At 63.4% G+C, this 13255-nt stretch carries 11 protein-coding genes; 5 read left to right on the top strand and 6 right to left on the bottom strand.

Annotation, left to right across the window (positions count from 1 at the left end):
- Positions 1–65 precede the first annotated feature (65 nt).
- The 3 genes from AC0L3E_RS26990 to puuE are packed head-to-tail and all read right to left on the bottom strand — an operon-like array spanning position 66 to position 2846.
- A complete protein-coding gene (locus tag AC0L3E_RS26990; protein ID WP_473606019.1) occupies positions 66–557 on the bottom strand; it encodes an ureidoglycolate lyase in 492 nt (163 codons plus the stop codon).
- Entirely contained in the window at positions 554–1417 is an 864-nt protein-coding gene (locus AC0L3E_RS26985; RefSeq protein ID WP_473606018.1) for a bifunctional allantoicase/(S)-ureidoglycine aminohydrolase, read from the bottom strand. Before AC0L3E_RS26985 ends, AC0L3E_RS26990 begins: the two co-directional genes overlap by 4 nt.
- A gap of 10 nt (positions 1418–1427) precedes the next feature.
- Entirely contained in the window at positions 1428–2846 is a 1419-nt protein-coding gene (gene puuE, locus AC0L3E_RS26980; RefSeq protein WP_473606017.1) for an allantoinase PuuE, read from the bottom strand.
- 203 nt (positions 2847–3049) lie between these two features.
- On the opposite strand from puuE, the gene uraH reads away from it, so the two are divergent.
- The 4 genes from uraH to xdhC all read left to right on the top strand — a co-directional run bounded on the left by uraH (position 3050) and on the right by xdhC (position 8562).
- Positions 3050–3424 carry a hydroxyisourate hydrolase gene (gene uraH / locus AC0L3E_RS26975; protein WP_127321370.1) on the top strand — a complete coding sequence of 125 codons (375 nt, stop codon included), beginning with the start codon at positions 3050–3052 and terminating at the stop codon, positions 3422–3424.
- A gap of 3 nt (positions 3425–3427) precedes the next feature.
- Positions 3428–4909: a xanthine dehydrogenase small subunit gene (xdhA, locus tag AC0L3E_RS26970; RefSeq protein ID WP_473606016.1), complete on the top strand. Its 1482-nt coding sequence runs from the start codon at positions 3428–3430 to the stop codon at positions 4907–4909.
- A gap of 208 nt (positions 4910–5117) precedes the next feature.
- Entirely contained in the window at positions 5118–7478 is a 2361-nt protein-coding gene (gene xdhB, locus AC0L3E_RS26965) for a xanthine dehydrogenase molybdopterin binding subunit (RefSeq protein ID WP_473606042.1), read from the top strand.
- A gap of 73 nt (positions 7479–7551) precedes the next feature.
- On the top strand, positions 7552–8562 hold the full coding sequence (xdhC, locus tag AC0L3E_RS26960) for a xanthine dehydrogenase accessory protein XdhC (protein WP_473606041.1): 1011 nt from the start codon (positions 7552–7554) through the stop codon (positions 8560–8562).
- A gap of 12 nt (positions 8563–8574) precedes the next feature.
- Here xdhC and AC0L3E_RS26955 read toward each other — a convergent pair whose 3' ends face one another.
- From AC0L3E_RS26955 to AC0L3E_RS26945, 3 genes are all read right to left on the bottom strand, one after another.
- Complete coding sequence (locus tag AC0L3E_RS26955) at positions 8575–9840, bottom strand: LLM class flavin-dependent oxidoreductase (protein WP_473606015.1); 1266 nt, start codon at positions 9838–9840, stop codon at positions 8575–8577.
- Positions 9837–10850: an LLM class flavin-dependent oxidoreductase gene (locus tag AC0L3E_RS26950; protein WP_473606014.1), complete on the bottom strand. Its 1014-nt coding sequence runs from the start codon at positions 10848–10850 to the stop codon at positions 9837–9839. Before AC0L3E_RS26950 ends, AC0L3E_RS26955 begins: the two co-directional genes overlap by 4 nt.
- Positions 10851–10953: 103 nt before the next feature.
- Complete coding sequence (locus AC0L3E_RS26945; protein WP_027039874.1) at positions 10954–11874, bottom strand: LysR family transcriptional regulator; 921 nt, start codon at positions 11872–11874, stop codon at positions 10954–10956.
- Between the two features lie 162 nt (positions 11875–12036).
- Between AC0L3E_RS26945 and AC0L3E_RS26940 the strand changes: the two genes are divergently transcribed.
- The gene (locus AC0L3E_RS26940) at positions 12037–13254 is read left to right on the top strand and encodes a urate hydroxylase PuuD (protein ID WP_128309781.1); all 1218 of its coding nucleotides are present in this window, start codon (positions 12037–12039) and stop codon (positions 13252–13254) included.
- Position 13255 lies beyond the last annotated feature (1 nt).

Genomic DNA, 13255 nt, shown 5'->3' with positions numbered 1-13255 from the left:
GGGGGTCTCCTGCCGCATGTCGCCCAAAGTGCCCCCGGGTTTGGGGTAACGACACGCACAAAAAATTAAGGGAGATGGATCTCGTAGGCGTGCGAGAAATGGAACTCTTCGAGATTGGAGCCGTCGCCGCCACGGTCGACGATCAGGAAATCCTGAGGCTCGCCGAGCGGCGTCAGCACGCCATGCCAGAGATTGCGCCGGTAATTGATGCCTTGGCCGGGTGCGGTGATGAAGGCCTGCGGCTCATCAGGCCCTTGCTCGCCATCATGGCAGACGACGACCAGGAATGGACGCGGCGACAGCGGAATGAAGGCCTGGCTGCCAAACGGGTGGCGCTCGACCATGCTCAGCTTCAACGGCAGTTCGTAAGGCGTGCCGCGCACCATCGAGATCAGCACGCGGGCGTTCAGTCCGGTCGCCTCAGCGGCAGCCAGATCGTGATAGCGTTCGGCCCTGCCGCCATTGATCGGGTAGTGGTTGTCGCCGCCCATATCGATGACGTCGCCGAACGGAGCAAAGCTCTCGCGGGTCAGTGGCCGCGCAATGATCCGCGTCACGGCGTCCGCCCAGGGAAACCGGCGCCGCCGAGCTTGGCGTGCCGGTTGACGTCCTTGTAGAGCAGATAGCGGAATTTGCCCGGGCCGCCCGCATAGCAGGCCTGCGGGCAGAAGGCGCGCAGCCACATATAGTCGCCGGCCTCGACCTCGACCCAGTCCTGGTTGAGGCGATAGACCGCCTTGCCTTCCAGCACATAGAGCCCGTGCTCCATGACATGGGTCTCGGCGAAGGGAATGACCGCACCCGGTTCAAGCGTGACGATGGTCATGTGCATGTCGTGGCGCAAATCGGCTGGATCGACGAAACGCGTCGTCGCCCAGCGGCCCTCGGTGCCGGGCATCGGCGTCGGCGCGATCTCCTGTTCGTTGGCGAAGAAGGCCTCCGGCACATCGAGACCGTCGACCGCCTCGTAAGCCTTGCGAATCCAGTGGAAGCGAACATCGGCTTTGCCTTCGTTGCGAACCTTCCAGCCGCTGGCCGGCGGCAGGAAGGCAAAGCCGCCGGGTCTTAAACTATGCTTTTTGCCCTCAAGCAGAACCGTCAGCTCGCCTTCGACCACGAACAGCGCGCCTTCGGCACCGGCATCGGGTTCCGGCCGGTCGCTGCCCCCGCCTGGCGCAACCTCGACTATGTATTGCGAGAACGTCTCGGCAAAACCCGACAGCGGTCGCGACAATATCCAGACGCGGGTCTCGTCCCAGAACGGCAAGGCACTGGTGACGATATCCTGCATCACACCCCGAGGAATGACGGCATAGGCCTCGGTGAAGACGGCGCGGCCGGTCAGAAGCTCGCTCTGGCCGGGGAGGCCGCCATGTGGTGCGTAATAGGTTCGCTCGGGCATCCTGATCGTATCCATGGGTTCAAACCTATTGCGGAAGCATGTCCTTGAGGCGGAGCAGTGCGATGCGCTCGACCTGTTTGCAGGCGGTCTCGAATTCGACGCCGCGGCTGTTGCCGATGCGCGCCTCGAACTCCGCCAGGATTTCCTCCTTCGTCTTGCCCTTCACCGCGATGATGAAGGGGAAGCCGAAGGTGGTGACGTAGGCGGCGTTGAGCTTGGAAAACAGTTCGCGCTCTTTGTCGGTCAGCGCGTCGAGGCCGGCCGAGGCCTGTTCCCTGGTCGATTCCGCCGTCAGCCGTTTGGCCTTGGCCAGCTTGCCGGCAAGGTCGGGATGGGCGTTGAGCACCGAAAGCCGCTCGGTTTCGCTGGCGGAGCGGAAGATACGGCAAAGCGCATTGTGCAGGCCGCCTGAAGTGTCATGCGCCGGCCCCAGTTCCAGTTCGTAGGCGCGTTCGGCGATCCAGGGCGAATGCTCGAACACGCCGCCGAAAGTGTGGACGAAGGTCTCGAATTCCATCTTCGATGGTCTGAGTGCCGCCGGCTGATAAGGATTGACCTCCTGCCAGTGTTTGGCGATGTCGATGCGCCTCGCCAGCCAGACCTTGTCGTGCGACTTCACATAGTCGACGAAGCGCTTCAGCGCCGCCACCCGGCCCGGCCGCCCGACGAGGCGGCAATGCAGGCCGATGTTCATCATGCGTGGCCGGCCGGCCTTGCCCTCGGCATAGAGCGTGTCGAAGCTGTCCTTCAAATAAGCAAAGAACTGGTCGCCCGAGTTGAAGCCCTGCGGCGTGGCGAAGCGCATGTCGTTGGCGTCGAGCGTATAGGGAATGATGAGCTGCGCGCCGCCCTCATGCTCGAACCAGTAGGGCAGCTCGTCGTCATAGGTGTCCGACACATAGTCGAAACCACCTTCTTCCGCCACAATCCGCACTGTGTTGATCGATGTGCGACCCGTATACCAGCCGGTCGGGCGCGCGCCGGTCACTTCGTAGTGCAGCTTGATCGCCGCCTCGAGGTCGCGGCGCTCATCTTCGGCGCTGTGGTCGCGGTAGTCGATCCATCTCAGTCCGTGCGAGGCGATCTCCCAGCCGGCTTCCTGCATGGCCGCCACCTGATCCGGCGAACGGGCGAGTGCGGTGGCGACGCCGTAGCAGGTGATCGGCACTTGCGACTCGGTGAACAGCCGCAGCAGCCGCCAAAAGCCGGCGCGGGCACCGTATTCGTAGATGGATTCCATGTTCCAGTGACGCTGGCCCACCCACGGCGCCGCGCCGACGATTTCCGACAGGAAGGCTTCGGACGCCTTGTCGCCATGCAGCACGCAGTTCTCGCCGCCTTCCTCGTAGTTGACGACGAACTGCACGGCGACATGTGCGCCGCCAGGCCATTTCGGGTCCGGCGGATTGGCTCCATAGCCGCGCATGTCTCTGCAGTAACGCATCGTCCCTCCCGCCGGGCACGGCCCGAAGTATGATCAGAATATCGAAAGGGTGCTTCTCGCATTCCCCCGAAAATTTTTGAAAGTGTTTTTGTCGCACTCCGCTCGACCGGGACTTATGCATCGCCTTTAATTGGCGCACAATTCACTGTTGATACTTGATCGTACCGGGCCAATTCGCTCGTACCGGAAATGGGAGGCGGCCAATGGCAGAAACGTCGAATGCCGATGGCGGGCGTCTGACGACCCATGTCCTCGACACGGCGACCGGCAAGCCGGCGGCGGGACTGTCGATCGCGCTTTATCACCTCGACGGCAAGGCACGGACACATTTGAAGACCGTTGTCACCAATGCCGACGGCCGTTGCGACAAGCCGCTGCTCGCCGGCGCGGAGTTCCGCACCGGCGAATACGAACTGGTCTTCGCCGCCGGCGACTATTTGCGCCAGCAGGGGTTGAGCCTGCCGAAACCGGCCTTTCTCGATGTAATACCGATCCGCTTCGGCATGGCCGAGCCCGTGCACTATCATGTGCCACTGCTGGTCTCGCCCTACGGCTACTCGACATACAGGGGGAGCTGAGGCATGGCCAAAATCAGCATCCGCAAAGAAATCCGCTTCATCCTCAACGGCAGGGACGTCGCGCTTTCGTCGGTGGCGTCAGACGCGACCCTGCTCGACTGGCTGCGGCTCGACCGTTCGCTGCGCGGCACCAAGGAAGGCTGCGCCGAGGGCGATTGCGGCGCCTGCACCGTGTTGGTCGGCAAGCTCTCGGCGGACGGGCTGGTCTATGAAAGCGTCAATGCCTGCATCCGCTTCCTCGGCTCGTTGGACGCCACACACGTCGTGACCGTCGAGCATCTGCGCGGCGTATCAGGCCAACTGCATCCGGTGCAGCAGGCGATGGTCGATTTCCACGGCTCGCAATGCGGCTTCTGCACGCCGGGCTTCGTCATGTCGCTCTATGGCCTGTGGATGAAGTCATCGAATCCGTCGAACGCGGATATCGAAAAGGCCTTGCAAGGCAATCTCTGCCGCTGCACCGGCTACGAGGCGATCATCCGCGCCGCGCATGCCATTTCCAGCTACGGTAAGGCGGCGGAGGATCCGCTGGCCGCGGAGCGCAAGGCGATCACCGAGAGGCTCGAGGCCCTGCATGACGGCGCCCGGGTCGAGATCGGTTCGGCCAAGGCGCGGCTGGTCGTGCCGGCCAACGTCGATGATTTCGCCGCCGTGCTGGACAAGGAACCCGGCGCCACCATCGTTGCCGGCTCGACTGATGTCGGCCTATGGGTGACCAAGCATATGCGCGATATTTCGCCGGCCATTTTCATAGGCAATCTCGACGGACTTTGCACCATCTCGGAAGACAAGGGCGTCATTTCGATCGGCGCCGGCGTCACCTACACTGACGCCTTCGCGACATTGGCGAAGCGTATCCCGGCGCTGGGGCCGTTGTTCGATCGTATCGGCGGCGAACAGGTGCGCAACATGGGCACCATCGGCGGCAACATCGCCAACGGCTCGCCGATCGGCGACACGCCGCCGCCCTTGATAGCGCTCGGCGCGCAACTGACGCTGCGCCGTGGCAAGAAGCAGCGCACGATCGCGCTGGAGGATTTCTTCATCGCCTATGGCAAGCAGGACCGGCAGCCGGGCGAATTCGTGGAGGCGGTGCACGTTCCTGTTCCCGCCAAGGGCACAAAATTCGCGGTCCACAAAATCACCAAGCGCCGCGATGAGGACATTACCGCGGCCCTCGGCGCCTTCTTCTTGACGCTGGCCAGCGATGGCACGGTCGCGGAGGTGCGCATTGCCTATGGCGGCATGGCGGCGACGCCGAAGCGGGCGTCTTCTGTCGAAAAAGCGCTGCTCGGCAAGCCGTGGACCGAACAGACGGTTGAAGCGGCGATGGGCGAATATGCAAGGGATTTCACCCCTCTGACCGACATGCGAGCCTCGGCCGAATACCGGGCGCTAGCGGCAAAGAACCTGTTGCTGCGCTTCTTCGCCGAGACCACGGATACCCGGGGACCATTCCAAGTGTCACGCAACGAGGCGGCATGATGAGCACCAATGCCAGTGAACAAACAGCCGAACGGTCGCGAGTAGCGTCCTTCTCCCCGTTCACGGGGAGAAGATGCCGGCAGGCAGATGAGGGGCGGCGCCGTCGTCGATCTTTGTCTGCAAGGCTGTCGACGTCGGCGCTGCCCCTCATCCGACCCTTCGGGCCACCTTCTCCCCGTGAACGGGGAGAAGGGAAAGGGCGCGCATGATGAACAAGCACGCTGCCCCTAACCTCAAGGCTGAAAAGATCGCCGGCGGCGTTGCCACCGATCAACGGCATGACTCCGCCCACAAGCATGTCAGTGGCACCGCCGTCTATATCGACGACATGCCGGAACCGGCCGGCACGCTGCATGGCTGCCTCGGGCTTTCCACCGCCACGCATGCCACGATTACCAGCATGGATCTTTCTGCGGTGCGCACAGCGCCCGGCGTTGTCGACGTGCTGACGGCCAAGGACGTGCCGGGCGAGAACGATATTTCGCCGACTGGCCGTCACGACGAGCCGGTGCTGGCCGACGGCAAGGTGCAATTCTACGGCCAGCCAATCTTCTGCGTCATTGCGCAGACCCGCGAGCAGGCGCGCCGCGCCACCAGGTTGGCCAAGGTCGAATACAAGGAATTGCCCTTCGTCACCGACATTGGTGCGCTCGATCCTAGGAAGGACAAGCTCGTCACGCCGCCACTGACGCTGAAGCGCGGCGATGCCGCTACAGCGATCCGTCAGGCGCCGCGCCGGTTGAAGGGAAAAATGCGCATCGGCGGCCAGGAACACTTCTACCTTGAAGGCCATATCGCCATGGCAGTGCCCGGCGAGGACCAGGACGTCACCATCTATTCCTCGACCCAGCATCCGAGCGAAGTCCAGCATATGGTCAGCCACGCGCTCGGCGTGCCGAGCAACGCCATCACGGTGGAAATCCGCCGCATGGGCGGCGGCTTCGGCGGCAAGGAGACGCAGGGCAACCAGTTTGCCGCATTGGCCGCGATCGCCGCGAAGAAACACCATCGCGCCGTGAAAATCCGGCCCGACCGCGACGACGACATGATCGCCACCGGCAAGCGTCATGATTTCCTCGTCGACTACGAGGTCGGCTTCGATGACGAGGGCAATATCCTCGGCGTCGATTTCATGTTCGCGGCGCGCTGCGGTTTTTCGTCGGACCTTTCCGGCCCGGTGACCGATCGCGCGCTGTTCCACTGCGACAACAGCTATTTCTGGCCAGCGGTGCATGCCCAGTCGGCGCCGCTCTACACCAACACCGTGTCGAACACCGCGTTTCGGGGTTTCGGTGGCCCGCAAGGCATGGTTGGCGCCGAGCGCGTCATCGACGAGGTGGCCTTTGCCGTCGGCAAGGATCCACTCGAAATCCGCAAAAAGAATTTCTACGGCACCAGTGGTGATAGCGAGGGGGGCCGCAACATCACGCCCTACCACCAGACGGTCGAGGACAACATCATCCAGCGCATCGTCGCCGAGTTGGAGGAAAGCGCCAGCTATGCGCGGCGGCGGCGTGAGATATCGGCCTTCAACGCCAACAGCCGTTTCATCAAGCGCGGCCTGGCGCTGACACCGGTCAAGTTCGGCATCTCGTTCACCGCCACCCACTACAACCAGGCCGGCGCGCTGGTGCATGTCTACACCGACGGTTCGGTGCATCTGAACCATGGTGGCACCGAGATGGGGCAGGGCCTCTATGTCAAGGTTGCACAAGTGGTGGCGGAAGAATTCCAGATCGACCTCGACCAGGTCAAGATCACCGCGACCACGACCGGCAAGGTGCCGAACACCTCGGCCACGGCAGCATCGTCTGGCACCGATCTCAACGGCATGGCGGCGCAGAATGGCGCTCGTCAGATCAAGGATAGGCTGATCGATTTCGCCGCCGAAAAATACCAGGTGCCGCGCGATCAGGTGCTGTTCCTGCCCAACCGGGTGCGCATCGGCAACCAGGAAATCGCCTTCGCCGACCTCGTCAAGCAGGCCTATATGGCCCGTGTCCAGCTGTCGGCGGCGGGTTTCTACAAGACGCCGAAAATCCACTGGAACCGCGACAAGGGCGAGGGCCGCCCCTTCTATTATTTCGCTTATGGCGCCTCGTGTTCGGAAGTCTCGGTCGACACGCTGACCGGAGAATACATGGTCGAGCGCACCGATATTCTCCATGACTGCGGGCGCTCGCTGAACCGAGCTATAGACATCGGCCAGATCGAGGGCGGCTTCATCCAGGGCATGGGCTGGCTGACGACGGAAGAACTGTGGTGGGACGCCAAGGGCCGGCTGCGCACGCATGCGCCGTCGACCTACAAGATCCCGCTCGCCTCCGATCGGCCGAAGATCTTCAACGTCACCTTGGCCGACTGGCCGGAAGCGGGCGAGCCGACCATCCACCGCTCCAAGGCGGTCGGCGAGCCGCCGTTCCCGCTCGGCATGTCGGTGCTGCATGCGCTGTCGGATGCGGTGGCCAGTGTCGCCGACAACAAGATTTGCCCGCGCCTCGATGCCCCCGCCACACCGGAGCGCGTGCTGATGGCGATCGAGAGGCTGAAGAAAGAGGCCGTCGCCTGAGTCTGGCGCAAGGTCGGCAATGCGTGCAATCCGGGCCGAAAAAACCTATATTTCCCGCACGGGAATGCGAATGATGAATTCGAAAGTGCAAAGCCTGAGAGACTTCCTTGCCAGCGCCGACCGGATTGCCCTGGTCGAAGTGGCTGGCACAAAAGGTTCGACGCCACGCGAGAAGGGCGCATTTATGCTCGTCTCGCGGGCGGCGATCTTTGGCACGATCGGCGGCGGTCAGCTCGAATACATGGCAATCGACAAGGCCAGGCAGATGCTCTTCTCCCCCCTTGAGGGGGAGATGTCGGCGAAGCCGACAGAGGGGGTCCTATCAGAAGGCACCGCCAGGGCGTTGAGCCCGGTCGATCCGACCCCACCCGGCAGCTTCGCCGCCACCCTCCCCTCGAGGGGGAGGGGAACCCGCATCGAGGTTGACAAAGTCTGCGCTACCCTGGACGTCCCGCTAGGCCCGGAAATCGGCCAATGCTGCGGCGGGCGCGTCGAAGTGCTGATCCGGCTCGTCGATGCCGCGCTTGCCGCCGAACTGGTTGCGGTTGCGGAAGCTGAGGAGGCTCACTTGCCGCGTGTCTACGTCTTCGGCGGCGGCCATGTCGGCCAGGCGTTGGCGTCGACGATAGCACTTCTCCCCGTGCATTGCGTCGTCATCGAGACGCGGGCCGAGGCACTGGAAGGCATGCCGGAAACCGTCGAGACCAGGCTGACAGCTATGCCGGAAGCGATGGTGCGAAATGCCCCTGCCGGCGCCGCCTTTGCCATCCTCACCCACGATCATGCGCTGGATTTCCTGATCGTCGCCGAGGCGCTGAAGCGCGGCGACACCGCCTATGTCGGCATGATCGGCTCGAAGACCAAGAAAGCGACGTTCAGGAACTGGTTCCTGAAATCAGCGGCAGGCAGCGAGGCCGAGTTTGCCCGCCTCGTCTCGCCGATCGGCGGCGATACGGTCAAGGACAAGCGCCCGCAGGTCATCGCGGCGCTGGCGGCAGCCGAGATCATGACGGCGCTGGTCAGTCACAACGCAACCTCAAGTGCCGACCATCAAGTTCCGCATGGCAGGGTGATGGCAGGCTAAGCTGCGCCACAGCTAAACCGGCCGCTTCAGCCCCAGATGGTCGCGCAATGTGCGGCCCTCGTACTCCGTGCGGAACAGGCCGCGCCGCTGCAGTTCCGGCACGACGAGCGTGGCAAAGGCATCCAGCTCACCAGGGAAATATGAGGGCATGACGTTGAAGCCGTCAGCCGCACCGCCCTCGAACCGCGCCTGCAACTCGTCGGCGACCTGGGCCGCCGTACCGACGATGCGCCAATGTCCACGCGCGCCGGCGAAATGGCGGGCAAGCTGGCGAATGGAAAGGTTGTCGCGGCGCGATTGCTCGATGACGAGCGCCTGCCGACTTTTCATCCCCTCGCTTTCCGGCAGGTCCGGCAGCGGCCCGTCGATCGGATAGCGCCACAGATCGGAGATGCTGAGATAGCTGGACAGAAGCGCAACGCCGACGTCGTCGGGGATCAGCGCCTGTAATTCCTCATATTTTTCACGGGCCTCCGCTTCGGTCTCCGCCACCACTGGCGCGACGCCCGGCATGATCTTGATGTCGTCAGGCTCGCGCCCGTAGGCCGCCAGACGCCCCTTGAGATCGTCGTAGAAGGCCTTCGCTTCCTCGAAGGTCTGCGCCGCGGTGAACACCACATCGGCGGTGCGGGCGGCAAGGTCGCGGCCGACATCCGAGGCGCCGGCCTGGACCATCACCGGCGCGCCCTGCGGCGAACGCGGCAGATCGAGCGGGTCGCGAACCGAAAAGCTCTGGCCGTCATGTCCGGATCCAGAAGCGCCATCGAGCTTGCCGTTCCAGAGCCCGGTGACCACCTCGGCGAACTCGCGCGCGCGCTCATAGCGATCGGCATGGGGCTTGAGGCCGGTCGAGCCGAAATTGGCGGCCTCGACGGGGCTGGCCGAGGTGACCAAGTTCCAGCCGGCCCTGCCGCCGCTCAGATGGTCGAGCGACAGGAAGGCTCGCGCCAGGCCATAGGGCTCGTTGTAGCTTGTCGAGGCCGTCGAGACGAGGCCGATGCGGCTGGTCTGGACGGCGAGCGCCGAAAGCAGGCTGATCGGCTCGAAGCCGATCGAGCGCGACGTCTGGCTGGCAATGCCGACATTGGCTTCGCGCAGGCCTGCGGCGTCCTCGCAGAAGATCATGTCGAACTTCGCCGCCTCCGCCGTGCGCGCCAGCTGGATGTAATGATCGATGTCTATGCCGGCGGTGACGTGCGCCTTGGGATGGCGCCAGGCGGCGATGTGGTGGCCTGTCGCCCACAGGAAGGCGCCGAGCTTCATCTGGCGAGCGGTCATCGGTCACCTCCGCCGGCAAGCCCCAGATGCGAGCGCAACGTCGTGCCGCGGTAGTTCTCTCGAAACAGGCCACGCTGCCTCAGTTCCGGCAAAACCAGATCGACGAAATCGTCGAGCGCTGAAAGCTGTGCCGGCATCAGGATGTTGAACCCGTCGCAGCTTTTCGCCCGGAATTCCTCTTCCAGCCTCTCGGCGACGGCAGCCGGCTTACTATCGGCGGTAGGCGCGACGTTCGTCAGCACCTTGACGGCATCCGGGTCGCGTCCACAGGCTGCGACACGGCGCCTGATATCGTCATAGCGTCCTGTCGCGCCCTCCACCGGTCCGTCATCCAGCAGGATGACATCGGCGATGCGGGCGGCAATATCCAGGTCGGCTTCGCTCAAGCCCGACAAGACGAGCACTGGCGTATCCTGCGGCGAGCGTGCGACGTTCAGCGGTCCGCGCACGGAAAAGAACTCGCCCTTATGGTCGAGCAAATGCATCTTTTCGGGGTCATGGAAGCGGCCGCCGCTCTGGTCGAACAGCAGCGCGTCCGCATCCCAGCCCCGCCACAGACCTTGCACGATGCCGATACATTCCTCACTGCGACGGCGGAAATCGTCGGGCGAAAATCCCCCGGGCCGGCTGAAATTGGCTGCTTCCCGTGGCGCTTGCGTCATGGTTGCGTTCCAGCCACTGCGGCCATGGCTGATAATGTCGAGCGAGGCGAAACGGCGCGCCAGATTGTATGGCTGGTGGGCGACGGTCGATGCCGCGGCGACGAGCCCGATCCTGCTTGTGACAGTCGCCAATGCGGCCAGCAAAGTGGTCGCTTCGAAGGGCATCGGGCTGTTCGCGGCACCGCCGCCGGACGCCGGTGCGGAATCGGCAAGCAGCACCATGTCCAGGCCCGCTGCTTCGGCCTTTTGCACGAAACCAGTCAGGCGGCTGAATCCCGGTTCCGGCGATGGATCGGCGATCCCCGGAAACAGCGAAACGGCAAGATGCATTGTGGCGCCGCTGTCCATCGATGGTGCCTGCGAGACGAAATACCACCCGAACTATGTTCGCCACTTCAGGGGATGGCAACCGCTGGCGCTGGGCCAACCGCCGGTCACGTGGAGGCCAGCATTATTTCCCAGCCAACAGATCGTTGATCAGTCGCTGGCAGCGCTCGGCCATGAAGTCGAGCAGCAGCCGCACTTTTGGATCCTGCAGCTTCTTGTGCGGATAGACGGCGGCGAACTGCACCGGTGTCGGCGGCGTGCTGCTCAGGATCACCTTCAGCCGCCGGTCGCGGATGAACGGCTCGACCTCAAAGCGCGGCTTGTTGATGATGCCGCGGCCTGAAAGCGCCCAGCCGGTCAGCACGTCGCCATCGTCGGTGTCGTAGGGTCCGTGTACCTCGAACTTCTGCGGGCCCGTGGGGGTCTGCAGCGTCCACACATATTCGCGCGCGCCGGAATAACGCAGCATCAGGCAGTCGTGCTTCTTGCCGATCAGTTCCTGCGGCTCGATCGGTTCGCCGCGCGCCTCGAGATATTTCGGCGCCGCCACCAGCACGCGCTCGCATTCCATGATGCCGCGCATCCTGAGGCTGGAATCCTCGATGATGCCGAGCCGGAAGGCGACATCGATGCCTTCCTTCATGATGTCGACATTGTGGTCCGAAAGCCTCAGCCTCACCTCGATGTCTGGGTATTTGTCGTGAAAATCGGGAATGCCCGAGGCCACCAACCGACGGCCGAGGCCCAAGGGGGCGGTGACGCGGATGGTGCCGCGCGGCTGGCCGGATAGCGCCGAGACCGCGGCTTCCGCTTCGGTGATCGCCTCCAGCACCTGCTTTGCGCCCCCGTAAAAAACCGTGCCGTGCTCGGTCGGCATCAATTGCCGCGTCGTGCGGTTGAACAGACGCACGCCCAGGTGCTTCTCCAACTCCTTGATGCGGTTGGAGGCGACCGCCGGCGAAATCCGCATGTCGCGCCCGGCCGCCGACAGATTGCCGAGTTCGACGACACGAACGAAGACGGCAATGTTGTCGAGATAGGCCATGCGGTTTAGTGGCTTTCCTGAGGCCGCCTTCGGGCGGCTCCCATCCTGCTGCGTGTGACTACCCTAGTATTTTCCATTTTTTTTTGAAAGTCATCGTGCACCTCACCTCTTTCCGTTTGCGCGCCACACCGTAAAGTCACCCGATCGGCAGGGACGACTTCAATGATGGATTTCGCGATTTTCTGGGACTGGCTGAGTTTTGCCGTGCGCTGGCTGCACGTCATCACCGGCATCGCCTGGATCGGCTCGTCCTTCTACTTCGTCGCGCTCGACCTTGGCCTGCGCCAGCGTCCGGGCATGCCCGTCGGCGCCTTCGGCGAGGAATGGCAGGTGCATGGCGGCGGCTTCTACCACATCCAGAAATATCTCGTGGCACCAGCCGAAATGCCGGAACACCTGACCTGGTTCAAATGGGAATCCTACGCCACCTGGCTGTCCGGCTTCGCCATGCTGTGCGTCGTCTACTACGCCGGAGCCGATCTGTTCCTGATCGATCCCAACGTGCTGCCGATGTCGGTGCCTACAGGCATCCTGCTGTCGCTGGCAACGATCGGCGTCGGCTGGGTGGTCTATGATCTGCTGTGCCGCTCGCCGCTGGGAAAAAGCGATACCGGCCTGATGCTGGTGCTCTACTGCGTGCTGGTGTTCATCGCCTGGGGGCTGACGCACCTGTTCACCGGCCGCGCCGCCTTCCTGCATCTGGGCGCCATCACCGCCACGATCATGTCGGCCAATGTCTTCATGGTTATCATCCCAAACCAGAAGATCGTTGTCGCCGACCTCATCGCCGGCCGCAAGCCCGATCCGAAATATGGCAAGATCGCCAAGCAGCGTTCGCTTCACAACAATTATCTGACGCTGCCGGTGCTGTTCCTGATGCTGTCGAACCACTATCCGCTGGCGTTCGGCACTGAGTTCAACTGGGTCATCGCCTCGCTGGTGTTCATCATCGGCGTGCTGATCCGGCACTATTTCAACTCGATCCATGCCCGCAAGGGCAATCCGACCTGGACCTGGATGGCGGCACTCGTCCTGTTCATTGTCATCATCTGGCTGTCGACCGCGCCGAAGGTGCTGACCGGCGAACCCAGGGAATCGGCATCGGCGCAAATCTATGTCGCTTCGGCGCATTTCCCGGCCGTACGCGACACCGTGCTCGGCCGCTGCTCGATGTGCCATGCGGCGGAGCCGGTCTATGAGGGCATCTATCATGCACCGAAGGGCGTGATGCTCGACACCGATGCCGACATCGCCAATCACGCCCGAGAGATCTATCTGCAGGCCGGCCGCAGCCACGCCATGCCGCCCGCAAACGTCTCGCAGATCACCGACAAGGAACGGGCGCTGCTGGTGGCCTGGTTCGAAGGCGCGAGGAAATAGC

Source organism: Mesorhizobium sp. WSM4822, assembly GCF_055811155.1.
This window is presented reverse-complemented; position numbering and strand designations above follow the sequence as displayed.